Genomic DNA, 25,475 nt, shown 5'->3' on the forward strand with positions numbered 1-25,475 from the left:
CCCAACCCCGGTATGGTCAACCGGCGGCAAGCGATAGGCGGCGAGCGTTGGTGGCCGTCAGCGGCCGTTGACGGCAACACCGCCTTCGGCCAGCGGCAGTGCCCATTTTTCGCAGGCGGGTAGTCACGGGGAACTATGGAAACCCATGAGCAGAATCGGCTCGTCAACGCCTATATCCAGCGTTACAGCCGCTACGACCCGGCCATTGGCCGGCACGAGGTGCGCTCGTTCTGGGTCTGGCAGGCTTGCGACTGGCTCGGCGTCAACGACCCCGAAGGGTTATGGCGGCTGGTGCAGGAAGTCCTGGCCCGCACCGATAGTCCCCGTGTCCTTGCCGCGCTCGCTGCAGGCGAGCTCGAAGACCTGATCGAATACCACGGCCCGGCCTTCATCGGCCGCATCGAGCAGGAGGCCGCGCGCGCCCCGCGCTTTCGCCGCCTGCTGTGCGGCGTCTGGCGCAGTTCCACGCCCGAGGTCTGGGCGCGGGTGCTGGCCGCCAGCGACAGCAATTTCAACGAAGTGCCGCAGCGTGCGATGTGGATATGCTACGAGCAGCGTGGCTGGGATGTGCAGGGCGCAGCGGCGCAGCCCGATGGCGAGGCAGGCGTGTCCCGCGAGACCCACAGACAGCCCGCCCGTGTCGTGCCATCGCCATCGCAGTTCCGGCAGCGTGAAGGCGCGATGCACGCAGACTCGCCGCATCACGCCGCCTGGCCTACTTCCCCGGATCCTTGACGTTGTCGAACTTGTCGAACTCCACGTTGTAGAGCTCGCCGCCAACCTTCTCCACACGCCGGATATAGACGGTCTGGACTACATCGCGGGTGTCCGGGTCGATCATGATCGGGCCGCGCGGGCTGACGATCTTCATGCCCTTGAGCGCCGCGACGAACTTGTCGCCGTCGGTCGCGCCGCCGGTCTTCTTCAGCGCGTCGTAGATTGCGCGCATGCCGTCATAGGCGGCCACGGCCATGAAGTTAGGCCGGCCGGCGCCGGGATTGGCTTCGGCAAAGGCTTTCAAGAAGGCCTTGTTCTCGGGCGAATCGTGCGCCATCGAGTAATGGAACGACGTGATCACGCCCAGCGTGGCGTCGCCCATGGCCGGCAGCACATGGTCGTCGGTCAGGTCGCCGGTGGCGATCACGCGGATGCCGGCCTCGGCCAGGCCGCGCTCGCGAAAGCCCTTCATGAACGCCACGCCTTGCTCGCCGGCGGGCAGGAACAGAAACACCGCCTCCGGCTTGGCATCCTTGATGCGCTGGATGAACGGCGCGAACTCCGGGTTGCGCAGCGGCACCCGGATCGATTCGACCACCTGTCCGCCGCCGCCGATGAAATTGGTCTTGAACGCGGTCTCCGCGTCGATCCCCGGCGCGTAGTCCGCCACCAGCGTCACTACCTTGCGCACTTTGTTCTTGATGGCCCAGGTGGCCATCGGCGCCGAGATCTGCGGCAAGGTCATCGACACCCGCGCGATATACGCGGATTTGGTGGTGATCGAGGACGACGCCGCGTTGAAGATCACCATCGGCTTTCTGGCTTGCTCTGCAATCGGCGCCACTGCCAGGGCCTCGGGCGTGAGGCCGAAGCCGGCCAGCACGTCGACCTTGTCGCGCACCACCAGCTCCTGTGCCAGCCGCTTGGCCACATCCGGGGCCGGGCCCGTGGTGTCCTTGCTGATGATCTGCACCTTGCGCCCCGCCACGGTATCGCCATTGAGCTTCTGGAACGCCTTGATGCCGCCTTCCATCTGCTTGCCATAGTCGGCAAAGCTGCCCGAGAAGGGCGCGATCAGCCCGATCCTGACGGGATCGGCGGCGTGGGCAAGCGTTGGCGCCATGGCAAGCACGCTGCAAGCCGCGAGGGCACGCAGCAAGGGGGCAAAGGTCATCGATGGTCTCCTGGTCGAGTGCGCTCTGGTCCCGCAAAGGGGCCGGGCGGGTGCTGGCGCGGGGCACTGGCACAGGAGTTTAGGGGGCGGGGCGGTTTGGTGCAATCGGGGCTTGCGCAAAGGGCTGCGGGCAGCCAGGCGCATTCGGCATAGAATGCGCGCTGGCTCAGACACCACCCATGCGGTGCAAATCGGGAATGATGAAAGTACTTGCGCTATCCGGCAGCCTGCGGGCTGTGTCCATCAATTCCGCGCTGCTGCGCGCGGCCGCGCGGCTGGCGCCAGCGAATGTGTCGGTTGCAGTGTTCAGCGGTCTTGGGGCGTTGCCGCTGTTCAACCCGGACGACGAGGCTTGTCCGCATGCCAGCGTGACACGCTTGTTTGCCGAGGTGGCGCAGGCGGACGCGCTGCTGATCGCTAGCCCCGAGTACGCGCACGGCGTGACCGGCACGATCAAGAATGCACTGGACTGGCTGGTGGGTTACGAGCCGTTCGCCTTCAAGCCGGTCGCCGTGCTCAATGCATCGCCGCGCGCGCACCATGCCGATGCGGCACTGCGCGAGACCTTGAAGACGATGGCCGCCGTCATTATCGAGCCGGCGTCGATCACCGTGCCATTGCTGGGCGCCAGGCTGGATGAGGATGGCATGGTATCGACGCCGGCCATTGCCGCTGCCATTCAAGAAGCGCTGGTGGCGCTGTACGATGCCGTCGTCCTTCACAAGACGACGGCAGTTGCCACCTTTCCGCTGGCGTGACCGGCAAGCGGCTCGCGGCGCGCCATAGGAGGACCAGGAGGGGCGGGCGGTTCAGGCAGCCACGAGGCGGAACGTGGATACCGCTTCCTTCAGGCGCTGGGCCTGCTCTTCCAGCGATCCCGCTGCGGCCGCGGCTTGCTCCACCAGCGCGGCGTTCTGCTGCGTCACCGTGTCCATCTGGGTGACGGCCTGGTTGACCTGCTCGATGCCGGCGCTCTGCTCGGCCGAGGCGGCGCTGATCTCGCCCATGATGTCGGTCACGCGTTTTACCGCGCCCACGATCTCATCCATGGTCTGGCCGGCCTTGGTGACCAGCTGCGAGCCCTTTTCCACGCGCTCGACCGAGTCGCCGATCAGCGACTTGATCTCCTTGGCGGCGGTCGCGCTGCGCTGCGCCAGGCTGCGCACCTCGCCGGCCACCACGGCAAAGCCCCGGCCTTGCTCGCCCGCGCGGGCGGCTTCCACCGCGGCGTTGAGGGCGAGGATGTTGGTCTGGAAGGCGATGCCCTCGATCACGGCAATGATGTCGACCACCTTGCGCGAAGCACCGTTGATCTCCTGCATGGTGTCGACCACCTGGCCAACCACCGCACCGCCCTTGATCGCGATCTCGGAGGCGTTGACGGCGAGCGAGCTCGCCTGCTTGGCGTTGTCCGCGTTCTGGCGGACGATGCTGGTCAGCTCCTCCATGCTGGAGGCCGTTTCCTGCAGTGACGACGCTTGTTCTTCCGTGCGCTGGGACAGGTCCGTGTTGCCTGCGGCGATCTGGCTCGTGCCGGACGCAATGGATTCGGTGCCGGTGCGCACCTGGGTCACGATGCGCAGGATGTTGCCATTCATGTCGCCCAGGGCGCGCAGCAGCTGGCCAGTCTCGTCCTTGCTATCCGAGCGGATGTGGCTGGTCAGGTCGCCAGACGCCACCTTGCGCGCGAAGCCCACGGCGCGATGCAGCGGCGCGGTGATGCCGGCGGTCAGCCATACCGAGAACGCCACGCCAATGGCCAGCACCAGCACGCCAAGCGCGATCAGGCGATTGCGTGCGGAGAGGTAGATCTCGTTGATGTCCAATGCGGTCTGGTCAATGCTGGCGCGCTGGATATCCAGCAGCTTCTGGATCTCGGCAAGGTAGGCATTGCCGGCGGGCACGAACTCGCTCTCGAGCACCTGGTTGGCTTCGTCGGTCTGGCCGGCTTCCTTGAGCTTGGTGATCTTGTCGCGCGAGTCGTTGTACGGCTTGCGCACGGTCTGGATCGTCTTGAACGCCGCCTTCTCCGCGTCGGAGGACAGCATCGGCTCGATCTTGTCGCGCAACGCCGCGATGGCGTCGACCGACCCCTTCGTCTCGGCGGCGAAGAATGCGCCCAGGCTCGGGTCGGCACTGCGCGCCACCGCGGTGGTGCGACGCACGCTCGTATGCATCAGGCGATACCAGTCGCTGACGACGCGCTCCTTGGCCAGCGGCTGCTGCATCATGTCGTGCGTGTGGCTGGCCACGTCCTGCAGCCCCAGGATGCTGAACACGGTCATGAGCGTTGACAGCAGCAGCACCACGCCAAAGCCAATGCCAAGGCGTACCCCAATTCCAAGATTCTTCATTTTCTTCTACCTGAATGGAAATAATAAGGCGGCGAAATGCTGGCCCATAGGACCTGGATTCGCTCTATTGTCAGCCGCGCCGTTTATCGCGAACGCATCTGCGGACTATGGTGAATATCGGCTATCGAGGTGGGAACTTGAGTGGCGGGGCTTGTCGCCCGGCCGGCAGGCCGCGAGAGCGGCCTGGCGAGGATGGCGTGCTCAGGCGGATTCGCGCAGGCTCTGCAGTGCCAGCCGCTGCCAGTTTCGCGCGGCATAAGCATGCGCCTGGCGCAGCGCCGCCCAGAGACCGACGAGCCTGATGTCCTTCAGGAATCCCTTGGCTTCGAATTCGGTCGTGCGCCGTACCCGTGTCCTGCCATCGCCCAGCGGCTCAAGGCTGAAGGTGTCGATCAGCTTGCCGACCCAGGCACGGCACCAGACTGTGCTTTCCTGCATCTGGTACTGCAGCAGCCGGTCCGGCTCCAGTTGCAGGATGCGCTGGTCGATGGTGCCCCGGTCCGTGGTGCATTGCCGCGTGTTCCCGACCGCCGCGACGCCCTCCAGGACGCGGCAGCTCATTGGCTTTGGAATGCCCAGCCAGAACAGCAGCGAGCGCGACGCATCCATGCGGGCATGAAGGAAGTGCGGCCAGACATGCCGTGGCTCGCACTCAAAAATCCACTCGGACCTGATCTTCATCGCGTGTGCTCGATATCGGGTATTGACCTGCAATGCAAAAGGGAGCCACGCGGGCTCCCTTTTGTTCCAGCTGCGTTCTGTTTGCCCGCTCAGCTTACAGCGCGGCGTCCTTCAGCTTCTTCATCGGGCGAACCTTGACCTTGACGGTCGCCGGCTTGGCAGCGAACCACTGGTCTTCGCCGGTGAACGGGTTCTTGCCGAAGCGCTTCTTGGTGGCGGCAACCTGGGTTGCCACGACCTTGAACAGGCCCGGCAGGGTGAATTCGCCGGCGCCCTTCTTGTGCACCGCGCTCAGGATGGTGTTTTCCAGATGGACCAGCACGGTCTTGACCGTCTTGGCATCCAGTTCAGTCTGGGCCACCAGGTGGGCCACCAGGCTGGACTTGTTGAACGTGTCCTTCAGGGGTTTCACCGCCGGCGCGGCCGCTGCGACCTTCTTTGCCGGAGCCGCCTTCTTTGCCGGCGCCGCCTTCTTGGCGGCAGGCTTGGCGGTGGTCTTTACGACAGCATTTGCTTTGGTAGCCATGGATTATGGAGTCTTGTGTTCGTTGAATGACGCTTGCTGCCGACGGCGGCAAGCGTATGGGGAGCATAACATTCCCACTGGCGCCTGCCAAACGTCTGCAATCACAATCGACAATAGACAAGGGACAGTGCTTTGGGTCCCGGCTGCGGAAATTACGGATGGATGCGGGATGCCATTTTGATGGATGCGCCCGATGCGATTGATAAAATACGAAATTCGCCAGAAACGCAGCAGGAGTGCCCACAGGCCCACAGGCCCATAGGCCCATAGGCAGCGCCCGGAGCTTAGTCGGAAGACAGCGATTGCGAAGCCGCGCCCTGTGGCTGGCATTGCGCGGCCTTGCTGGCTGCCTGGTACAGCACGGGTTCGAGAATGCCCAGCCGCGCGCGCGCTGCCTCGAGCGGCTCATGCAGCAGCGTCTCGTAGTCCTCGGCCATCAGCCACTTCGCCTTGCGTCCATGGCGATACCCCTCGACGACGGCGCGCAAGTACGCGGTGTTGCCGGTCTTGCGCAGGCTCTGCAAGGCGGTAGCAACGGCGATGAATGCCCAGCCGAGGGCGCCGGTCTGTGCGTAGCTGAACGCCACCAGCGCCGCTTCGCCCATGTTCTCGTTGGCCTTGTAGCCGGTCAGCACATGCCAGATGTCGTGGATGTCACGGGTTCGCCTGCCGAACCAGGCGTAGGGATCCTCGACCAGCGGCTCGCTGTTGAGGTTTGAAATCGCGGCAAGTCCGGCGGCGCTGTAGCCCGTTTGCTCCAGGAACGCGCGGTAGGCGGCGCCGAGCGTGCCGGGTGCGAAGCTGGCGATGAACGCCGGGTCGGAGAAGCGCTCCGTCAGTTCGACGCGAAGATAAGCCAGCCGCCGCCCGCTCGTGGTCCTCAGGAGCCGCGCGTAGTTCTTTGGCGCGGACGGGCCGTTGAGGGCGCGCATGATGAGAAACACTTGCGTGGTGTCGTCTCCGTTTGCCAGCAGCTTGCGGATCGCACGGAATGCGGCTGGAAAGTCACGCTTATACAGAGCGGGGGAGGTCGCTACGTCCATTGCCTCGTTCCTCTTATCGGGTTTGTTGCCGGCGGTTGTTGCCGGGATGGCGAAGTCGCCGGTGCTTCGGGTCTTCAGGGCTTGCGGGGTTTTCAGGGTGTCCAGGGTTTTCATCCAGGTCCCTGATCGCAATGAGCGATCTTTGCAGGGAATGGCCGACTACAATGTCGTCTTCCTGACATAAGACTACGATTGGCGCTGTGTCAAAGTCATCCACCCCCGAAGACCACCTCGCTGCCCTGCGATCCAGCGTATGGTTCGCCGGTCTTGCCGCTGATTTTCAACGGTGGATCGTCGCGCACGCCAAGGTCAGGTCGCTAGCTGCGGGCCAACGCTTGTTCGCGCACGGGGACCCGGCGGATGGCCTGTACTTTGTGGTGGCTGGCGCCATCCGCATGACCAGTTCCTCCGCCGATGGCAAGGAGGCACTGCTGGCTTTTGCGGAAACGCCGCAATGGTTCGGCGAGGTTGCCTTGTTTGACGCCTTGCCGCGCGCCCATGATGCCTGGATCGAGTCCGACGTGGTGCTGCTACATATCGACCAGCAGGATGCGGTGCGGTTTCTCGACGAAAATCCGGTGCACTGGAAAGCGGTGGGCCTGCTGATGGCCCCAAAGCTCAGGCTGGCGTTTGAAGCGATTGAGTCGTCGGTGCTGATGCCTGTACCGGTCAGGCTGGCGCGCCGCTTGCTGGCCATCGCAGGCGGCTATGGCGAGCGCCATGGCCTGAGCAAGCGGGTGATCAACGTGCAGCAAGAGCAACTCGGCTTGATGCTGTCGGTTTCGCGGCAAACGGTGAACCAGATTCTCCGGGATTTCGAGGCGCAGGGCCTGGTGCAGCGCACGCGGGGGTCCATCGAGATCCTGGATCTCGCGTCGCTGCGAAGATTCGCGGAGGTCGGCTAGGTCATTTGCCGGCCCGCCGCGATCGCACTCAGGCTACGATCAGCGTCAACCCCGCTGGCAGCGACTCGCCAAAGACCCGTCCTTCATCGGCCTCATCGAGTTCCACCGTTGTGCGCACCATGTCGATCCAGCTACGTGGCGCGTTGACGGCCTCGAGCCGGCTGACCACGCGCATGCGGATATCCAGCGGCAGGTCCCGCGACCGGTCCCCCGTCATGCGGGCGATCTGCACGGCGGCGAAGGCGCCCGGCTCGACCTTCTTCCAGTCGAGCGCAAGAATCGCCTCCAGCCATTGCGAGCCAACCTCTGGCGGCACGACGCTGTGCGCGCTGCCGTAGAACGGCCGGCGCGCGCCGATGCGGCCCACGGCCCACCAGCTTTGAAGGTTCTCCGAGGGTTTCTTGAGCCGGGCGAGCAGCCACTCGGCGACTTCGATCTTGCGCTCGACAGGCACGCGTTCCAGCGATCCCGCGAGCCGCACCATGTCGGCGTAGCCGGCCTTGGCGGCGCCGGCGGGGCGCTTGTAGCGCGCCGTGCCGGGGGGCTGCAGGTAGAAGGCGATGTCGTCCAGCAATCGCAACTGCGCGCTTTCGTCCAGGCCGCCGGCGGTGCGGCGCCACAGCGTCCACCATTCCGACCAGATCTGGCTCTCGTTGACGTACTGGATGCCCTGCTCGAACAATGACCAGAGCTGCCCGGCGCGCCACTCGTCCAGCGGGTAGCCGAACCCAGGCCGCATGCAATAGCCGGCAAGGTTGAGCCAGAGGCGTTCATGGTCTGCCGTGCGGCGGCGGCGGCGCGCGCGTTCCCACAACGTGCCGAACAGGGCGCGCAGCAGCGCGCTGTCCCATTGGTCGCGCGCGCCCAGCAGTTGCTCCAGTTGCGCGCGCAGCCGCTTGACTTCCTTGGGGCCAACGTCTTGCGAGCGGGCGCCAAAGGTACGGTCGATGCATTCGACGGCCTGGGCCAGGGAGGGATGCGGCGCGTGGGTCGCCGTGTCTGCCGCCGGGGCATCGCCGCGCAACTGGAACTCGAGCAGCCAGCGCTGCGAAGGATTGGCGATCTCGCTGCAGTGCACCTCCAGCGTGCCGACTTCGGTAAGCGATGTGGTGAGTTGCACCAGCGTGTCTCGCGCGTCGCTGGCGCCGCGCGGTTGCACCACGGTGGCGATCGGCGGCAGGCGGACGAAATCGCCGCTGGCGAGGTCGGCCAGTTCGCCCGGCTGATAGGGCGTGTCGGCGACGGAGGAGACCAGGTGGAAGCGTACCGGATGCCCGAGGCGCAGGGAGAAGGTGCGATCCTTGAGATGGATCTCCTGGCCGTCTTCGGTGCCGCGCGGCAACAGGCAAATGCCGCGCTGTGCCTGCGCGGCATCACCGTTGTCCAGCACGAGGAAATAGCTGCGCGGCGAGCCCCCGCCGATGCGCGGCGCATGCCCGGCGCGGGCAAGCGCGAACGCCACCGCGCCACGGGCGACCGCCACGTCGGGGTTGTCGTTGTGCAGCACATGCAAGGGCGCTCGGCGCCAGGCGCCAAGCGTGCTCGACAAACGCCCCGTCAGCGCCTCGGCGCGGAACACGCCGCCGTTGAGCAGCAAGGTGTCGGGCATCGGTGGCGCGTCGTCTGGCGCTTCTCTTGCATCCTGTGCGTTCGCGATGCGCGACTGGGCCGCGTGCTGGCCCAGGAAGGCCGCAACGTGCCGGGTGATCGCCGGGTCGGCCGCATAGGGCAGGCCAAATTCGACGATGCCGCCCCGTGAGCGCCCCGGTCTTTCGCCGGCCGAGACGGCTGGGAAAAACCCCTCGACAATGATCTGCTCGATCTCCTGCCGGGTGACTTCGACGGAGCGCGCGCCGCCGATCAGCCGGGAGCCCGAACCGAGCAGCGTGATCGTGACCGCCTCCGGCGCCTGCGCGCTGAGCAGTTGCTCCTTGGCGGCACGGCATCGCTCGACCAACTGCGACAGGCTGCCCGCCGACAAGCGCGAGTGCGCCGTGGCGATGCGCGACTCGACCAGATGCGCGAGGGCGAGGTCCATGTTGTCGCCGCCGAGCATCAGGTGATTGCCAACCCCGATCCGGGTCAATTGCGGCTGGCCGTCCTGCACCTCCACCTTGATCAGGGTCAGGTCGGTGGTGCCGCCGCCGACATCGCAGATCAACACCAGCCGCGTTTGCGCCAGGTCGGCCGCTAGCGTTTCGCGATGATGGAACACCCAGTCGTAGAAGGCCGCCTGGGGCTCCTCCAGCATGCGCAGCGCGGGCAGTCCGGCCATGCGCGCGGCTTCCAGCGTGAGGGCGCGCGCGCCTTCATCGAACGAGGCGGGCACGGTGAGCACCACGTCCTGATCCTCGAGCCGCGCATCGGGGAAACGGTGGTTCCATGCCGCGCGCACATGCGCCAGGTAGCTGGCGCTGGCCGCCACCGGCGACACCTTGCCGACTTCGTCGGCGGCGCCCCACGGCAGGATCGGCGCCACGCGGTCGACCGACGCATGCGACAGCCAGCTTTTGGCGCTGGCGACCAGCCTGCCGGGCACTTGCGCGCCCAGCGTGCGCGCAAGGCGGCCCACCACGACATGGCCCGATGCGGCTCCATCGGCACCATCCGTCCCATTGGCAACTTGCCACGGCAACTGCAGATCGCTGGCATTCAGCTCCCCCGGCGCCGCGTGGTACCGCACGGACGGCAGGAGTGGCCGCGTGGCCACCTCTCCCAGGCTCACCAGTTGATCGATGTCGAAGACGCGGATGTCCTCCGACCCTGCCTCGCCATAGGCGACGACCGTGTTGCTCGTGCCCAGGTCAATGCCGACGCTATACCGCTTCATGCATGGCACTCAGGCATTCGCGTTGCCGCGCACGTCGAACTCGACCTTCCAGCGCTCGCCTGTGCCACGGGGCACGGCTTCCAGCTCCAGCGTGCCGGCCTCCGTGATGCGGGCATGCAGCTTCACCGGCACGACTTCGCCAGGCGTGCGGCCTTCGGACGGCAGCGTGGCCTGGATTTCATCGAGCTCTTGCAGGTCTTCGGGCCCCCAGAAGTCGAGCAGGGTGCCTACCTGGTCCTGGCGGCGCACCGACGAGCCGAAGAAGCGGAAGTGCACGGGTTCGCCGACCACGAGCCCGAATTCCTGCTCCGGCAACGGCGCCTCGGTGCCTTCCTCCATGCCGAAGGGCGCCACGCACAGCGCCTGGATGGGCGGCTCGAAGCCCGGGATGGCGGGCATCGCCGATTCCACCGCAATGTAGTAGGCCCGCGCGGTGCCGCCGCGAATGCGCACGCCCTTGCCGCGGCGCACGTAGCCGTAGTAGGCGGCGCCACGCGCGACAGCCAGGTCCAGGTCGGCGCCCCCCAGCAGGCGCGCGGGGGCCGCGCCTTCCGCGGCGAGCCAGCCGTTGAGCGTCTGCAGGATGCGCTCGACCAGCAGGGCGGACTTGAACACGCCGCCGTTGAACAGCACCGCCGTGGGATGCAGGAAGGTCGCGCCCGGCGCCGCCTTGCCTGCCAGGCCTTCCATCTCGGCCAGCGCTGCCACCTGGCGGCCCAGGAACGCCGCCAGATGTCGTGTGATGGCCGGGTCCTGCGCGTACGGCAGGCCCAGTTGCGTCAGCCCGGCGCGTGCCCGGCTGACCGGGCGGGCAGAGCCATCCACCTGCGGGAAAAAGCCTTCCAGGATGATCTGGGTGAGCTCGGCGCGGGTCAGCTCCGTGCGGATCGAGCCGCCGATGAGCTTGGAGCCGCGGCTCGGCACGACCAGCGGCACCGCGTCCGTGGTTGGGTCGCTGAGCAGGGTTTCCTTGGCGCTGCGGCAGGCATAGGTGAGCGCGCGCAGTTGCCACGGGTCGGCCTGCGTGCCTTGGGCCGCGAGCTTGCGCGCCACCACGTGGGCCAGCGCCAGGTCCATGTTGTCGCCGCCCAGCAGGATGTGCTCGCCGACGGCGACGCGGTGCAGCTCCAGGTTGCCCTCGCGCTCGATCACGGCGATCAGCGAAAGATCGGTGGTGCCACCACCCACGTCGACGACCAGGATGATGTCGCCCACCTTGACCTCTTTGCGCCACTGGCCGCCGCTGTTCTGAATCCAGCTATAGAGCGCGGCCTGAGGCTCCTCCAGCAGGGTCATGCGGGCATAGCCCGCGGATTCGGCGGCTTCTGCCGTCAGTTCCCGCGCGGCCGGATCGAACGACGCGGGAATGGTGACGGTGATGTCCTGCTCACCGAACGGGGCGTCGGGATGCGCGTGGTCCCACGCTTCGCGCAGGTGCGAGAGATAGCGCACGGAAGTCTCGAGCGGCGACACGCGCGGCACTTCCGCCGGCGCGTCGTTCGGCAGGATCGCCGCGCGGCGGTCTACCCCGGGGTGGCAAAGCCAGCTCTTCGCGCTCGATACCAGCCGGATCGGCGTGGCCGCGCCACGGCTGCGCGCCAGCTCGCCCACGGCGAAGTCCCGCGCGGCGTTCCACGGCAAGGCCAGGTCGCCCGGAGCCAGCTCGCTCGGATGCGGCAGGTACAAGAACGACGGCAGCAGGTCGCAATCTTCGATCGCGCCTGGTGCGGTGAGCTGTGTGATGGGCAGGACGCCCTGGGTGGTCTTCTCGCCGTCACTGGCGGTGAGGTCGACGTAGGAGAGGGCGCAATGCGTCGTGCCCAGGTCGATGCCGATCGAGTAGCGGGGGTCGCTCATAGCTCGACCTCGGCCGGGGCGATCACGGTGGCGTCATGGCGCTCGGCCAGCCGGGGCAGGCGGACTTCCGCCACGCGCCAGCCACGGTGGCTGATGCTGCCGTTGAACGGCGCGCTGCCGACCACGTTGCCGGTCAGCCGGATGGCGGTGGCATCGAACCCGTCGGGCACCGTTACGCGGCTGCCCTCGGCTTCCTCGCGCACCGGCCGGATGGTGAAATGCTCGCGCAGCACGGCGCGGCAACCGTCATGCACCAGCCGGGCGGCGGCACCGATTTCCGTGTCGGAATAGCCGGCGATGTCTTCCTCGACAAAATCGATGAAGCGCGCGTCGCGCTGGAGCAGGCCCAGCAGCTGGAGCGCGGCCTCGGGGCTCGCTTCTTTCAGCGCGCTCGGGGCCGGTGCCGCGGCCATGGGGGCAGGAACGGGTGCAGCGGGCGCTGGACTTGCGCCAGGCCCCGTGCCGTCACGCAGGCGCCGCACGCCCGCGGCAAGCTCGCGGTCGCCCAGGATGTTGAAAAACGTGCCCACGGCAAGGGAAATCCTCCCTAGGAAAGACATGTTCGAGTCGGTCATCAATGGCTCCAGATGTGCTCTGTTGAAGGACGAGCTGTCCCCTGGCGATGCTGTACTGGGCCCGCCCTGCCGCAGCGCAGGCGCTTGCCGGCAGGCAACGGCGTGGTGCGCGCAGTGGCGGGCTCGCCCGTCAGCATCTTGTTCTTCGGGCCCGGCCGGGCCGCTCAAGGCGGTATTTTGCCCTAAGGCGCCCATGATCCGGCCAATGCGGCCCACAAAGCGCCAAGACTCTCACCATGCTGCCCGCCATGACTCGCCCTTACGCAGGGTGCCGGAGTAGCCTTTAATAGAGCAAAATAGAACAAATGCCCGTCACGATCTGCATTGGAGCTGGGATGAAAGCGCTTTCCACCAAAGAACGGACGCGCAGGCGCCCGTCCGACAGGGTACTGAACGTTCTCGCGGCGCTCGTGGGCCTGGTTACGCTCGCGGCCGGCATCGCCTGGCTTATCTACAAGTGGCGCGTAGATCTCGAAGTTCCGTACTTTGCCATTCCGCTGGTGCTGACGGTCCCCGTGATCGCTGCCGCCGCATTCCGCAGTTTTTGGGACTAGCGCAGCGGTTTTGTGCATGTTAGCTGGCTTTAAGCGCAGTTAAGCCCGTTGGCCCGCCAGATGTGCGCGGCGTGGGGGCAAATGCCGGCGCGCTGTCCGCCCCTGCACGCGCCACGCAGCGCTAGCCTTGCCCCCACGCAGAACTTGCGTTTTGCGATTGCGAAGCAAAAACCCCGTGCGGTTCAGACCCCCCTGGAGAAAATTCAGGCAAAATTCGGGCATTCCTGCCGGGCTGTGACCCAGCCGGTGGCGTTCTCCAACCTATTTCTTGATCCTGAGATAAGCAATGAGTACCCAGCAACCCACCATCATCTACACGCTGACCGACGAAGCTCCGCTGCTGGCGACCAGTGCCTTTTTGCCCATCATCCGCACCTTCACCGCCCCGGCCGGCATCAACGTGACGACCAGCGACATCTCGGTGGCGGGCCGTATCCTGGGCGAATTCCCCGAATTCCTGACCGAGGCACAACGCGTGCCCGACAACCTGGCCGAACTGGGCCGACTGACCCTGCAGCCGGACACCAACATCATCAAGCTGCCCAACATCAGCGCCTCCGTGCACCAGCTGGTCAGCGCGATCAAGGAACTGCAGGCCAAGGGCTACAAGGTTCCCGATTTCCCGGAAGACCCGAAGACCGATGCCGAGAAGGCCATCCGCCAACGCTATTCGAAGTGCCTGGGCAGCGCCGTGAACCCGGTCCTGCGCGAAGGCAACTCGGACCGCCGCGCGCCGGCTGCCGTCAAGAACTACGCACGCAAGAACCCGCACAGCATGGGTGAGTGGAGCATGGCTTCGCGCACGCACGTGGCGCACATGAAGCACGGCGACTTCTATCATGGCGAAAAGTCCATGACCCTGGACCGCGCCCGCGATGTCAAGATGGAGCTGGTCACCAAGAGCGGCAAGACCATCGTGCTCAAGCCGAAGGTGTCGCTGCTGGACGGCGAGATCATCGACAGCATGTTCATGAGCAAGAAGGCGCTGTGCGACTTCTACGAAGAACAGATGGAAGACGCGCGCAAGACCGGCGTGATGCTGTCGCTGCACGTGAAGGCCACCATGATGAAGGTCTCGCACCCCATCGTGTTCGGCCACGCCGTGAAGATTTTCTACAAGGAAGCCTTCGAGAAGCACAGCAAGCTGTTCGACGAACTGGGCGTGAACGTCAACAACGGCCTGGTCAACCTGTACGACAAGCTGGAAAGCCTGCCGAGCTCCAAGCGCGAAGAAATCATCCGCGACATGCACGCTTGCCACGAGCACCGTCCCGAGCTGGCGATGGTGGATTCGGCCAAGGGCATCTCCAACCTGCACGCGCCCAACGACGTGATCGTGGACGCCTCGATGCCGGCCATGATCCGCATCGGCGGCAAGATGTGGGGCGCCGATGGCCGTCCGAAGGACACCAAGGCCGTGATCCCGGAGAGCACGTTTGCCCGCATCTATCAGGAAATCATCAACTTCTGCAAGACCAACGGCAACTTCGACCCGGTCACCATGGGCACCGTGCCCAACGTCGGCCTCATGGCGCAGCAAGCCGAGGAGTACGGCTCGCACGACAAGACCTTTGAAGTGCCCGAGGCCGGCGAAGCCCGCATCGTTGACATCGCCACCGGCGAAGTGCTGCTGGTGCAGAACGTGGAAGAGGGCGACATCTGGCGCATGTGCCAGGTCAAGGACGCACCGATCCGCGACTGGGTCAAGCTGGCCGTCACGCGCGCGCGCAACTCCGGCATGCCGGCCATTTTCTGGCTGGACCCGTACCGCCCGCACGAAGCCGAGATGATCAAGAAGGTCGAGACCTACCTGAAGGATCACGACACCACCGGCCTGGACATCCAGATCATGTCGCAAGTGCGCGCCATGCGTTACACGCTGGAACGCGTCATCCGCGGCCTGGACACCATCTCGGTGACCGGCAACATCCTGCGCGACTACCTGACCGACCTGTTCCCGATCATGGAACTGGGCACCAGCGCCAAGATGCTCTCCATCGTCCCGCTGATGGCCGGCGGCGGCATGTATGAAACCGGCGCGGGCGGCTCGGCGCCTAAGCACGTCAAGCAACTGGTGGAAGAAAACCACCTGCGCTGGGATTCGCTGGGTGAATTCCTGGCGCTGGCGGTGTCGCTGGAAGAACTCGGCATCAAGACCAGCAACGAAAAGGCCAAGATCCTGGCCAAGACGCTGGACGCCGCCACTGGCAAGCTGCTGGACAACAACAAGAACCCGTCGCCCAAGACCGGCCAGCTGGACAACCGCGGCAGCCAGTTCTACCTGGCCATGTACTGGGCCCAGGAACTGGCGGCACAGACCGACGATGCTGCCCTGGCAGCGCAGTTCGCGCCGCTGGCCAAGCAACTGGCCGACAACGAGCAGGTCATCGTTGGCGAGCTGTCGGCCGTGCAAGGCAAGGAAGCCGATATCGGCGGCTACTACAAGCCCGACTTTGCCAAGCTGGACATCGTGATGCGCCCCAGCAAGACGCTGAACGCCGCGCTGGCAGCCGTCAAGGCGTAATCGATGCAAGCCTGGCCGCCCTGTCACGCAGGGCGGCCGTCGGCGGCAGGCACGCCTTGGGAAAGGCGAGCTGCCATGGAAGCCCCGGGTACCTGGTAACAGGTACCCGGGGCTTCTGCTATTCGAGCTTCACTCTGCCGTCCTTTGCGAGCCGACGATATTGCGTTATCTCGCCCTGCACGCGCCGGCGGAAATCCTCCGCGTTGCCGCGCATGACCCAGATCGACTGCCGCTGGAAGACTGCCTCCACGGAAGGGTCCAGAAGCACCCCCTGCAATTCCTTTTCCAGCCGCTCCACCACCGCTTGCGGCGTGGCGCGCGGCGCGGCAATGCCGAACCAGAATGCATTGCCGGGCATGGCGATGCCGAGTTCGGCAAAGGTTGGCACGCCCGGATACCGCGGGGAGCGCGCCCCGGCACTGATCGCCAGCGGGCGCAACTTGCCAGACTCGAGGTAAGGCTGGGCAACGGCGATGGGGTCGAGGCTCAGGTCGATCTGCCCGCCAATGACGTCGGCGAGGATCTGCGTGCTGCCGCGATATGACACGGGCGTGATGTCCGCATGCAGGTCGGCCTCGATCATGGCGCCCACAATGTACTGCGCGGTGCCCGGGCCGGTGGTGCCGTAGGTGACGGTGCCCGGTTGGGCGCTTGCTCGCGCCAGCATGTCCGCGAACGACTTGATGCCGGAGTCCGATCGGGTGGTGAGCATGACCGGCGCCTGCGCGATGATGCCGATCGGCGCCCAGGCGCCTTCCGCCGGGATGGGCAGGCTGGTGCGCAGCGCGGGGAGCATGCTGAACGTGGTGGAACTGGCGAGTAGCAGCGTGTATCCGTCGGCGGGCGCCTTGGCGACCAGCTCCGCCGCGATCATCGTGGAGGCACCCGGCCGGTTGTCGACTACCACGGGCTGGCCCAGTCGGGTGCGCAGCTTATCGGCAATGACACGGGCAATGATGTCGGTGGTGCCGCCTGCCGTGAAAGGAACCACGAGGTGCACGGTCCGCTGTGGGAATGCTTCGGGGGCGGTCTGTGTCTGCGGGCTGGGCACCGAGGCGGCCACCAGTAGCGAAGTGGTGACCAGCCGGCGCAACGGGTCTAAGGGAAAAAGCAGGTCCATGGGCAGGTCAACTGGCGTCGGGTAGTAGCACCTGCAGGCTGGCGTGAGCAGATAAAAACACGTTAAGCATCAAAGAATGGCGGGTATGTCGGGACTAGATGGCTTTGCCGGGCTATCGCGTCGATTCTACGTCAGATGCTGCGTTGCAATATGTGCGTCTGGCTGTGCCGTTGGTTGCACTAATCATTTTCCGTGTCATATAATGCGAACCATTCTCATTTAAGTTTGGCCGTGCCAGACACTTCACTACGCAAGGGAAGCGATGGCCGCCGCAGAATCCGCGTTACAGCAGTCACAGCAGCATGTCCATGCCCTCTACAGCGATCACCATCGCTGGCTGCAGGGCTGGCTGCGGCGTCAGCTTGGCAACGCGTTTGACGCCGCCGACCTGGCACAGGATGTGTTTCTCCGCTTGCTTCATCGCGAGCCGTGCGATATCAGGGAACCGCGCACCTACCTGAGCACGATCGCGCGCGGCCTTGTCATCGAGCACTGGCGCCGCCGGGAGCTGGAGCTGGCCTGGCTGGAGACGCTGGCGCAACTGCCCGCGCCGCAGGCGCCGTCGCCCGAGAGCCGGCTGCTTTTCCTGGAAACCCTCATCGCCATCGACCGCATCCTGGATGCGCTGAAGCCGCAGGTGCGCAAAGCATTCCTGTGGGCCCAGCTCGAAGGGCTGACCTGCCGGCAGATCGCGGAGCGCCTCGGCGTGTCGCTGGCTACCGCCGAGCGCTATGTCGCGGCGGCGCTGCGCCATTGCTACAGCTTGCGTTTCGGTGGCTGATGCCCGTGCGTGATCCAGCCAGGCCAGGCGAGCCGACGGCTACGGCCGGGCCGCAACCCCCGATCCCCGCGCGCATCGTCGACCAGGCCATCCATTGGATGGTCAAGCTCGACTTCGGCGAGGCCAGCGCCAGCACGCGCAAGGCATTCGCCCAATGGCACGACGCCAACCCGCTGCACGCGGTTGCCTGGCAACGCGTGCAGGCACTGCGCACCGATTTCTCCGGCATGCCGCCGGCACTGGCGCTGCGTACCCTGCAAGCTGCCGACGCCCGGCGTGGCGTGGGCGGGCTAAAGCGCAGGCAGGTGCTCAAGGTGCTGGCATTGGCCGGCATCTCGGTGGCCACGGCGGCAAGCGTGCGCGAACTGGCGCCATGGCAGCGCCTGGTCGCCGACGCGAGCACGGCCACCGGCGAGCAGCGCACCCTGCGCCTGGCCGATGGCAGCACCATCGTGCTCAACACCGATACCGCCATCAGTACCGCGCTGGGCACTGAGCGCCGTTTGGTCACGCTGCGGCGCGGGGAGATCCTGGTGACCACGGGACATGATGCTGGCTTCGCGGCCAGCAGCGCAGCGGTGCGGCCGTTCTGGGTACAGACGCCGTTTGGCAGCCTGCGTGCGTTGGGCACGCGCTTTGTGGTGCGCATCGAGGACGAACGCGCCCGCGTTACCGTGCAGGAGGGCGCCGTGGAACTGCACCCGGCTGCGGGCGGGGCGACCGACGTAGCGCGTGCGGGGACGACCTGGCGGCTCGCCAAGGCCGGCAGCATGCCGGCGCCGCCGCAGCCGTTCGAGGCGGACGGCTGGGCCGATGGCGTCATCGCGGGCAAGGACATGCGGCTGGCGGACGTGCTGGCCGAGCTGTCGCGCTACCGCACCGGCCACATCGCCTGCGATCCGCGCGTGGCCGATTTGCGTATCTCGGGCGCGTATCACGTGCGCGACACCGATCGGGTGCTGCGCTTCCTGATGCAGGCGCAGCCGATCACCGTGGTCTATCGCACGCGCTTCTGGGTTTCGGTTGGCCCGGCGGGAGGGCATTGACTCCATGCCAGGCGTGTCCGAAAAAATATGTCAGGAAGATTGAGGGGATTTCGATTCTCGACCGGCCTACAGCGTAGGAACTCAAATTAAACAAACGCTGCCGGAGAAAGGAATCATGTCTGCAACTCGTTATGCCACTGTCATCGCCGCTGCGCGCCCACCCCGACCCAAGCCGTTTGCGCTCGCCGTGCACCACGCTATGGTCTGCCTTGCCATGGGCGCAACAGTGGCGCCGTTTGCCGTGAGGGCACAATCGCAGGCAGGCCCCGCGGACGCCGCGCCGACCCTGCCGGCGGTAACCGTCACCGCCGGCGCCGAGACGCCGGGTGAGCTTGCGCAACCCTACGCGGGCGGCCAGGTGGCGCGCGGTGGCCGCCTGGGGCTGCTGGGCAACAAGAGCGTCATGGACACGCCGTTCGCCGTCACCAACTACACCGCGCAGCGCCTGGAGGACCAACAGGCCACCACGCTGGCCGAAGTACTGAACAGCGATCCGTCCACGCGCTTCACGGGCCAGGTTGGCGGCGTGACCGACTCTTTCTATATTCGCGGCTTCCCGATCAATGAGGGCAACCTGTCCGAGATCGCGTTCGACGGCGTGTACGGCGTGTCGCCGAACTACCATCTGTTTACCGAGTACCTGGAGCGGGTCGAAGTGCTGAAGGGGCCGGCCGCCTTGCTGTACGGCATGTCGCCGAACAGCGGTGTCGGCGGCGTGGTCAATGTCGTGCCCAAGCGCGCGCTGGCGACGGACCTGACGCGTTTCACGCTCGACTATGCGTCCGACGCGCAGGTGGGCGGCGCGGTGGACCTGAGCCGCCGTTTCGGCGAAGACCGAGAGTGGGGCATTCGCTTCAACGGCCTGCACCGGCAGGGACCGACGGCGCTCGACAACCAGAAGTCGCGCGCCGAGGTGGCGGCACTGTCGCTCGACTACCGCGGCGAGCGCCTGCGGGCCTCGCTCGACCTGATCGAGCAATACCAGTGGGTCGATGCTCCCACGCGTCCCTTCCTGATCACAGCCGGCGTGCAGGTACCGTCGGCGCCGGACGGCAGGCGCAATGTCAGCCAGCCCTGGGGCTGGTGGAAGTCCAACGATGTGTCGACGCTGCTGCACGCGGAATACGACCTCACCGACAACGTGACGGTGTTTGCCGATGCCGGCGGTACCCGCTCGGACGTGGCGCGCTTGTCCGACCAGACGCCAACCATCCTGAATTCGGCCGGCGCGACTTCGTCGGCCGTGCAGAATTGGAAGTTCCAGGTCAACCGCTCGAGCTTCGATACCGGTGTCAGGAGCAAGTTCGAGACCGGGCCGGTCAAGCACGCGCTGGCGCTGCAGGCCAACCTGTATATGGACCGTTTCGCCAGCGCCAACGTGTCCGGCACGCCTGTCACATCCAATATTTACGCCCCGGCCGACCGCCCGGCGCAGAACATTGCCGCCCCGCAAAGCGTGCCGAAGGTGTCCGACTCTACGCTGTCGGGCCTGTCGCTGGCCGATACCTTGAGCGTGCTGGACGACCGCCTGCAGTTCACCCTTGGCCTGCGCTACCAGCAGGTCAAGTCGAGCAACTATGCTGCCACCGGCGCGAAGACAGCTTCGTACGACGAAAGCGCCGTCACGCCGCTGGCCGGCATCGTCTTCAAGCCCTGGCGCAGCATCTCGCTCTATGCCAACTACGTGGAAGGGCTGAGCAAGGGAGACATCGCGCCGGCGACCGCGTCGAATGCGGGGCAGGTCTTTGCGCCGTACAAGACCAAGCAGCAGGAGGTGGGCATCAAGCTCGACTCGGGCAAGGTGATGGCGACGCTCGCCGCGTTCCGCATGACCAAGCCCAGCGGCCAGTTGTACGGGACGGTCTATGCCATCGACAGCGAGCAACGCAACCAGGGGCTGGAGCTGACCGTATCGGGGCAGCCCTACAAGGGCGTGCGCCTGCTCGGCGGGCTGACCTTGCTTGACGGCGAGCTGACCAAGACCAACAGCGCAGCCACACTTGGCAACCGCCCCGTGGGCGTGCCTACCGTCATGGCCAACCTCGGCGGCGAGTGGGACCTGCCGTGGGTTCCGGGCCTGACGCTGACCAGCGCGGTCAACTACACGGGCAGCGAGTACGTCAACCAGGCGAACACGCAGCAGGTGCCGTCGTGGACAACCGTCGATCTCGGCGCGCGCTACAAGACATCGATGTACGGCAAGTCCACGACGTTCCGGGCCGGTTTGTTCAATGCGTTCAACCGGAAGTACTGGTCCGGGGTGGCATCCTACGGCACGATCTCGCTCGGCGCGCCGCGGACCTTCATGGCTTCCATGAGCGTGGATTTCTAAGCATTGGCCGCACGACGCCTCGCGCTTTGCAGCGCCTTCGCTTGTCTGGCCCTGGGTTTGGGCATTGCGCCGGATGCGGTGCTCGCGCAGGCGAGCCCGGTGGTAAGCCTGATGGCGAGCACGGGCCAGGCGCGGATGTTCGCCATCGCGCCCGGCCCGCTTTACGCGGTCCTCAATCGCTTTGCCAGTGTCGGCGGCATCGATCTTTCCTATGATGCCGCACTGCTCGGCAGCGCCCAAAGCCCGGGACTGAATGGCCTCTATACCGTGCCGGACGGGTTGAGGGCGCTGTTGGCGGGCAGCGGCCTGGAAGCGGTGGAAGTGCCGGGAGGCGGGTACGCATTGCGCAAGGCACAGGCGGTCTCCGGCGCCCAGGCCGCGCCGTTGCTGCCCACGGTCACGATCTTCGGGGCGGCAGCGGCTGCGAGCGAGCTGCCCCCGGCTCTCGCCGGCGAGCAGGTCGCGCGCGGCGCGAGGCTTGGGCTGCTGGGCAACATCGACATCATGGACGCGCCGTTCAGCATCACCAGCTACACCGCCAAGGCGATCGAGGACCAGCAGGCGCGCACGGTGGGCGATATGGTGGCCGTTGATTCGTCCGTGCGCTATGTCAGCCAGCCTGGCGGCATCCTGGACGCCTTCACGATCCGCGGGTTTCCCGTTGGCAATGGCAACTTCGGCGAGATCGCCTTCGACGGCATGTACGGCGTGGCCTCCAACTATCGGGTATCGACCGGCTACATCGAACGGGTCGAACTGATCAAGGGCCCGACCGCCATGCTGATCGGCATGGCGCCCAGCGGCAGTGTCGGCGGTGGCATCAATATCGTGCCCAAGCGGGCGACCGGTCCCGACCTGACCCAGGTCACGGCCGACTATGCCGCGTCATCGCAGCTGGGCGGCAACCTTGACGTAAGCCGGCGGTTTGGCGCGCAGCGGCAGTTCGGCATTCGCTTCAATGGCAACTATCGGGCGGGCGACACCAACCTGGACAACCAGTCGCGCCGCGCCGGTGCCGGCGCGCTGGCACTGGACTACCAGGGCGAGCGCCTGCGCGCGACGCTGGATTTCATTGGCCAGCAGGAGAGGATCGCAGCGCCATCGCGCCTCTTGCATATCGCGTCCGGCATCAACGTACCCGATGCGCCCAACGGGCGGCGCAATGTCTCGCAACCCTGGGAACACTCCAGCATCCGCGACCAGTCCCTGCTGGTGCGGGCGGAGTATGACATCGGCGACAAGCTCACCTGGTTCATTGCCGGCGGCGGCGGCCGTACCCGGGTGGCCAGGCTCTTTGCCATCACGCCCACCATCATCAACGAGGCGGGCGATATTGCCGTGCTGGACTCGAACTACCGGTTCAACGTAGCCCGCACCACCGTGGACACGGGCCTGCGCGCCCGCTTCGACACCGGGGCGGTGAGCCATCACCTGAGCATGCTCGTGAGCGACTATCGGGACCAGCTGGAGCGCAGCTTCAACAACGCCACGACCACCTCGCTGACCAACCTCTACCAGCCCGTGTCGCTGCCGGTGCAGTACATCGCGGCGCCCGCCGGCGTGCCGAAGGTCTCCCAGACGCGGCTGTCCGGCGCGGCCCTGGCCGATACGCTGTCGGTGCTGGACAAGCGCGTGCAGCTGACGCTGGGGCTGCGCCATCAGCAGGTCACGACCGACAATTTCAGCGCCGGCGGCGCCATCGCTTCGCACTACGACCAGGGCGCCTGGACGCCAATGCTCGGTCTGGTGGTGAAGCCCTGGCAACACGTCACGCTGTATGCCAACCGCGCGGAAGGGTTGAGCAAGGGCGACACTGCCCCCGGCAGCGCCAGCAATGCTGGCGAGGTATTCGCGCCTTACAAGTCAAGGCAGCTTGAGTTCGGCGTGAAGGTCGAGCAGGGCGGGGTGATGGCGACCGTCAGCGCATTCCAGATATCGAAGGCAAGCGGTCAGATGTCCGGGACGCTGTTCGCGGCGGACGGCGAGCAGCGCAATCGCGGGCTGGAGTTCGGGCTAGTTGGTGAGGTGGTTGCCGGAGTGCGGCTGCTGGCCAGCGCTACCGTGCTCGATGCCAGGATTGTTCGCGGCAGTAGCCCCGAGTCGGCCGGCAACGCGGCTGTAGGCGCGCCGACGCTGCAAGCCAACCTGGGCGCCGAATGGGATGCCGGCTTCGCGCCAGGCCTGACGCTGGCCGGTGCGCTGGCCTACACGGGACGGCAATATGTCGACCAGGCCAATACGCAAAGTATCCCGCACTGGACCCGCGTCGACATCGGTGCGCGCTACCAGACTACCGTGGCGCGCAAGCAAACCACCTTCCGCCTCAATGTCCGCAATGTCTTTGACAAGCATGACTGGGCGGCGGTTGACGCCTACGGCGGGCTGGCGCAAGCCGAGCCGCGCACGCTGCTGCTTTCGGCAACGATGCGCTTCTGAGGCAGTTCTACTTGGTGGTGGTGGATTCCGCGGCGCGCTTGTCGGCATCGCGCAGGCGCTTGACGGCTTTGCCCAGCAGCCCGCCTTCGCTATCCGATACGGCTTCTTCCAGCGTGGCAAGAGCGGCCCTGATCTGCGTGCCGTGGGCGTTCGAGTACGCCTGGTCTTCGATCAGCGCGTCGGCTTCCTTGCGCACGCGCTTGCCCAGCTTGCGGGCGAACTCGGGATCGAGCTGGCCTTGCGCCGTGGCATTGGCGATGTGGTCGAGCAGGGCGATCAGGCCCGGCGCGGTCGTGGTGGCCGGGACAGCGTCCTCGGTTTTCCTGAGTTTCTTGGGCATGGCTCTTTTCCTCCGGTTGGGGCTCGATTCTAGCGCTAGGGGGAAACCCGGACCTGCTTCCCAGTATGAAAGATTTGTGACACCTTGTCAGCGCGACGGGTGATGCCCGGTCTATGGCAGCGGCAGGAAAAACGCAGGGCGCCGATGATTTGCTGCGGTGCACACAATAGCACATTGCCGGCAGCATAAAAAAGGGAGGGACACCGCATGTGCCTCCTCCCTTTCGGCGGGCGCCGTGCGGGCACCCGGTCCGAGCCTGCCCGGATGGTCAGACTACCGTGGCAAGCGCCAGGGTCAGAAGCAGGGCGATCACCGAGATGAGCGTTTCGCACACCGACCAGGTCTTGAAGGTCTGGGCCACGGTCATGTTGAAGTACTCCTTGACCAGCCAGAAGCCGCCGTCGTTCACGTGCGAGAGGATCAGCGAGCCGGCGCCGGTGGTCAGCACCAGCAGCTCGGGCCGGGTGCCGGGCACGCTGGCGGCGATCGGCGCGACGATGCCGGCAGCCGTGGTCATGGCCACGGTGGCGGAGCCGGTGGCGATCCGGATCAGCACGGCGACCAGCCAGCCCAGCAGCAGCACCGACACATGGGCGCCGGTGGCTACGTCGACGATGGCGTTGGAGATGCCCGAGTCGCGCAGCACGCGGCCAAAGCCGCCGCCCGCGCCGACCACCAGCGTGATGATGGCGGTCGGCGCCACGCACTCGTTGGTGAACTTCAGGATGTTTTCCCGGGTGAAGCCGCGGCGCTTGCCGAAGGTGTAGAAGCTCACCAGCGCGGCGATCAGCAGCGCGATCACCGAGTTGCCGATCAGCTTGAGGAAGTCGTTGGCAAAGCTCTTGGGCGTGGTGATGAGGTCGGCCCAGCTGCCGATCAGCATCAGGATCACGGGCAGCAGGATGGTGAACAGCGTGATGCCGAAGCCCGGCAGCTCATGCGAGGCCTGCACGCGTTCGTCTTCCTCGGTGAACTGCGCGGCCAGCGGATTCACATCCGGCAGCGTCACGTAGCGCGTCATCAGCTTGGCGAACAGCGGTCCAGCGATCGCCGCCGTGGGAATGCCCACGATCAGCGCGTACAGGATGGTCTTGCCGATATCCGCCTTGTAGGCGGTGACCGCCAGCAGCGCGGCGGGGTGCGGGGGGATCAGGCCGTGCACCACCGAAAGGCCGGCCACCATCGGGATGCCCACCAGCACCATGGAGGTGCCGGTACGCTTGGCCACGTTGAAGGCGATCGGCACCAGCAGCACGAAGCCCACTTCGAAGAACACGGGCAGGCCGACGATAAAGGCGATGGTCACCATGGCCCAGTGCACGTTCTTCTCGCCGAAGGCGTCGATCAGCGTGCGCGCGATGCGCTCGGCGCCGCCGGACTCCGCCATCATCTTGCCGAGCATGGTGCCCAGGCCCACCACCAGCGCGATGTGGCCGAGCGTGCCACCTACGCCGGCCTCGAACGATTTGACGATGTCGCCCATCGGCATGCCCACGGCAAAGCCGAGCAGTACCGAGACGACTACCAGGGTGATAAAGGGATTGAGCTTGAATTTCGCGATCAGCACGACCAGTGCGATCACCGCGATCAACGCGTAAAGCAAAAGGGTGGTTCCGGTTACGGCGCCCATGTTGTCTCCTTTGTGCGAGGTCCGCCGGGACTCCGGCGGGGCTCCCTCGC

General features: G+C 66.0%; 20 protein-coding genes. 9 read left to right on the forward strand and 11 right to left on the reverse strand.

What is annotated here, in order from left to right:
- Positions 1-135: 135 nt before the first annotated feature.
- Positions 136-735, forward strand: a complete 600-nt coding sequence (locus AC1RQC_RS22365; RefSeq protein WP_492370858.1) for a DUF6869 domain-containing protein — start codon at positions 136-138, stop codon at positions 733-735.
- On the opposite strand, the gene AC1RQC_RS22370 is transcribed toward AC1RQC_RS22365, so the two are convergent.
- On the reverse strand, positions 716-1,891 hold the full coding sequence (locus AC1RQC_RS22370) for an ABC transporter substrate-binding protein (protein WP_492370857.1): 1,176 nt from the start codon (positions 1,889-1,891) through the stop codon (positions 716-718). The genes AC1RQC_RS22365 and AC1RQC_RS22370 overlap by 20 nt on opposite strands.
- 197 nt (positions 1,892-2,088) lie before the next feature.
- On the opposite strand from AC1RQC_RS22370, the gene AC1RQC_RS22375 reads away from it, so the two are divergent.
- The gene (locus AC1RQC_RS22375; protein ID WP_492370856.1) at positions 2,089-2,649 is read left to right on the forward strand and encodes an NADPH-dependent FMN reductase; all 561 of its coding nucleotides are present in this window, start codon (positions 2,089-2,091) and stop codon (positions 2,647-2,649) included.
- A 51-nt stretch (positions 2,650-2,700) separates the two neighbouring features.
- Here AC1RQC_RS22375 and AC1RQC_RS22380 read toward each other — a convergent pair whose 3' ends face one another.
- From AC1RQC_RS22380 to AC1RQC_RS22395, 4 genes are all read right to left on the reverse strand, one after another.
- Positions 2,701-4,245, reverse strand: a complete 1,545-nt coding sequence (locus AC1RQC_RS22380) for a methyl-accepting chemotaxis protein (RefSeq protein ID WP_253930815.1) — start codon at positions 4,243-4,245, stop codon at positions 2,701-2,703.
- Positions 4,246-4,446: 201 nt separating this feature from the next.
- Positions 4,447-4,926, reverse strand: a complete 480-nt coding sequence (locus AC1RQC_RS22385) for an SRPBCC family protein (RefSeq protein ID WP_492884689.1) — start codon at positions 4,924-4,926, stop codon at positions 4,447-4,449.
- 94 nt (positions 4,927-5,020) lie between these two features.
- Complete coding sequence (locus AC1RQC_RS22390; protein WP_043354992.1) at positions 5,021-5,452, reverse strand: HU family DNA-binding protein; 432 nt, start codon at positions 5,450-5,452, stop codon at positions 5,021-5,023.
- 284 nt (positions 5,453-5,736) lie between these two features.
- Positions 5,737-6,495 carry a Coq4 family protein gene (locus AC1RQC_RS22395; protein ID WP_150985517.1) on the reverse strand — a complete coding sequence of 253 codons (759 nt, stop codon included), beginning with the start codon at positions 6,493-6,495 and terminating at the stop codon, positions 5,737-5,739.
- A 200-nt stretch (positions 6,496-6,695) separates the two neighbouring features.
- Here AC1RQC_RS22395 and AC1RQC_RS22400 point away from each other — a divergent pair, with 200 nt between their 5' ends.
- Positions 6,696-7,400 (forward strand): Crp/Fnr family transcriptional regulator, encoded by a 705-nt coding sequence (locus AC1RQC_RS22400; protein WP_492370854.1) that lies wholly within the window; start codon positions 6,696-6,698, stop codon positions 7,398-7,400.
- 28 nt (positions 7,401-7,428) lie between these two features.
- Here AC1RQC_RS22400 and AC1RQC_RS22405 read toward each other — a convergent pair whose 3' ends face one another.
- The 3 genes from AC1RQC_RS22405 to AC1RQC_RS22415 are packed head-to-tail and all read right to left on the reverse strand — an operon-like array spanning position 7,429 to position 12,662.
- Complete coding sequence (locus AC1RQC_RS22405) at positions 7,429-10,230, reverse strand: Hsp70 family protein (protein WP_492884691.1); 2,802 nt, start codon at positions 10,228-10,230, stop codon at positions 7,429-7,431.
- Between the two features lie 9 nt (positions 10,231-10,239).
- Positions 10,240-12,087 carry an Hsp70 family protein gene (locus tag AC1RQC_RS22410; protein WP_492807284.1) on the reverse strand — a complete coding sequence of 616 codons (1,848 nt, stop codon included), beginning with the start codon at positions 12,085-12,087 and terminating at the stop codon, positions 10,240-10,242.
- Complete coding sequence (locus AC1RQC_RS22415; RefSeq protein ID WP_492370851.1) at positions 12,084-12,662, reverse strand: DUF2760 domain-containing protein; 579 nt, start codon at positions 12,660-12,662, stop codon at positions 12,084-12,086. The genes AC1RQC_RS22410 and AC1RQC_RS22415 overlap by 4 nt, the downstream gene beginning before the upstream one ends.
- Before the next feature lie 335 nt (positions 12,663-12,997).
- Between AC1RQC_RS22415 and AC1RQC_RS22420 the strand changes: the two genes are divergently transcribed.
- Positions 12,998-13,216, forward strand: a complete 219-nt coding sequence (locus AC1RQC_RS22420; RefSeq protein ID WP_492370850.1) for a hypothetical protein — start codon at positions 12,998-13,000, stop codon at positions 13,214-13,216.
- Positions 13,217-13,502: 286 nt separating this feature from the next.
- Positions 13,503-15,740, forward strand: coding sequence for an NADP-dependent isocitrate dehydrogenase (locus AC1RQC_RS22425; RefSeq protein WP_492807287.1), 2,238 nt, complete (start codon positions 13,503-13,505; stop codon positions 15,738-15,740).
- A 118-nt stretch (positions 15,741-15,858) separates the two neighbouring features.
- Here AC1RQC_RS22425 and AC1RQC_RS22430 read toward each other — a convergent pair whose 3' ends face one another.
- Positions 15,859-16,860, reverse strand: a complete 1,002-nt coding sequence (locus AC1RQC_RS22430; RefSeq protein WP_492884693.1) for a Bug family tripartite tricarboxylate transporter substrate binding protein — start codon at positions 16,858-16,860, stop codon at positions 15,859-15,861.
- Positions 16,861-17,122: 262 nt separating this feature from the next.
- Here AC1RQC_RS22430 and AC1RQC_RS22435 point away from each other — a divergent pair, with 262 nt between their 5' ends.
- The 4 genes from AC1RQC_RS22435 to AC1RQC_RS22450 all read left to right on the forward strand — a co-directional run bounded on the left by AC1RQC_RS22435 (position 17,123) and on the right by AC1RQC_RS22450 (position 23,455).
- The gene (locus AC1RQC_RS22435; protein WP_492370848.1) at positions 17,123-17,641 is read left to right on the forward strand and encodes a sigma-70 family RNA polymerase sigma factor; all 519 of its coding nucleotides are present in this window, start codon (positions 17,123-17,125) and stop codon (positions 17,639-17,641) included.
- The gene (locus tag AC1RQC_RS22440; RefSeq protein ID WP_492884695.1) at positions 17,641-18,687 is read left to right on the forward strand and encodes a FecR domain-containing protein; all 1,047 of its coding nucleotides are present in this window, start codon (positions 17,641-17,643) and stop codon (positions 18,685-18,687) included. The genes AC1RQC_RS22435 and AC1RQC_RS22440 overlap by 1 nt, the downstream gene beginning before the upstream one ends.
- Before the next feature lie 115 nt (positions 18,688-18,802).
- The gene (locus AC1RQC_RS22445) at positions 18,803-21,019 is read left to right on the forward strand and encodes a TonB-dependent receptor (RefSeq protein WP_492884697.1); all 2,217 of its coding nucleotides are present in this window, start codon (positions 18,803-18,805) and stop codon (positions 21,017-21,019) included.
- Between the two features lie 3 nt (positions 21,020-21,022).
- Entirely contained in the window at positions 21,023-23,455 is a 2,433-nt protein-coding gene (locus AC1RQC_RS22450) for a TonB-dependent siderophore receptor (RefSeq protein ID WP_492884699.1), read from the forward strand.
- A gap of 7 nt (positions 23,456-23,462) precedes the next feature.
- On the opposite strand, the gene AC1RQC_RS22455 is transcribed toward AC1RQC_RS22450, so the two are convergent.
- Both AC1RQC_RS22455 and AC1RQC_RS22460 read right to left on the reverse strand, forming a co-directional pair.
- On the reverse strand, positions 23,463-23,795 hold the full coding sequence (locus AC1RQC_RS22455; RefSeq protein ID WP_416052496.1) for a hypothetical protein: 333 nt from the start codon (positions 23,793-23,795) through the stop codon (positions 23,463-23,465).
- Between the two features lie 268 nt (positions 23,796-24,063).
- Positions 24,064-25,425, reverse strand: a complete 1,362-nt coding sequence (locus AC1RQC_RS22460) for a GntP family permease (protein ID WP_174423583.1) — start codon at positions 25,423-25,425, stop codon at positions 24,064-24,066.
- Positions 25,426-25,475: the final 50 nt, after the last annotated feature.

Source organism: Cupriavidus sp. GW822-FHT03E04 (assembly GCF_058801495.1).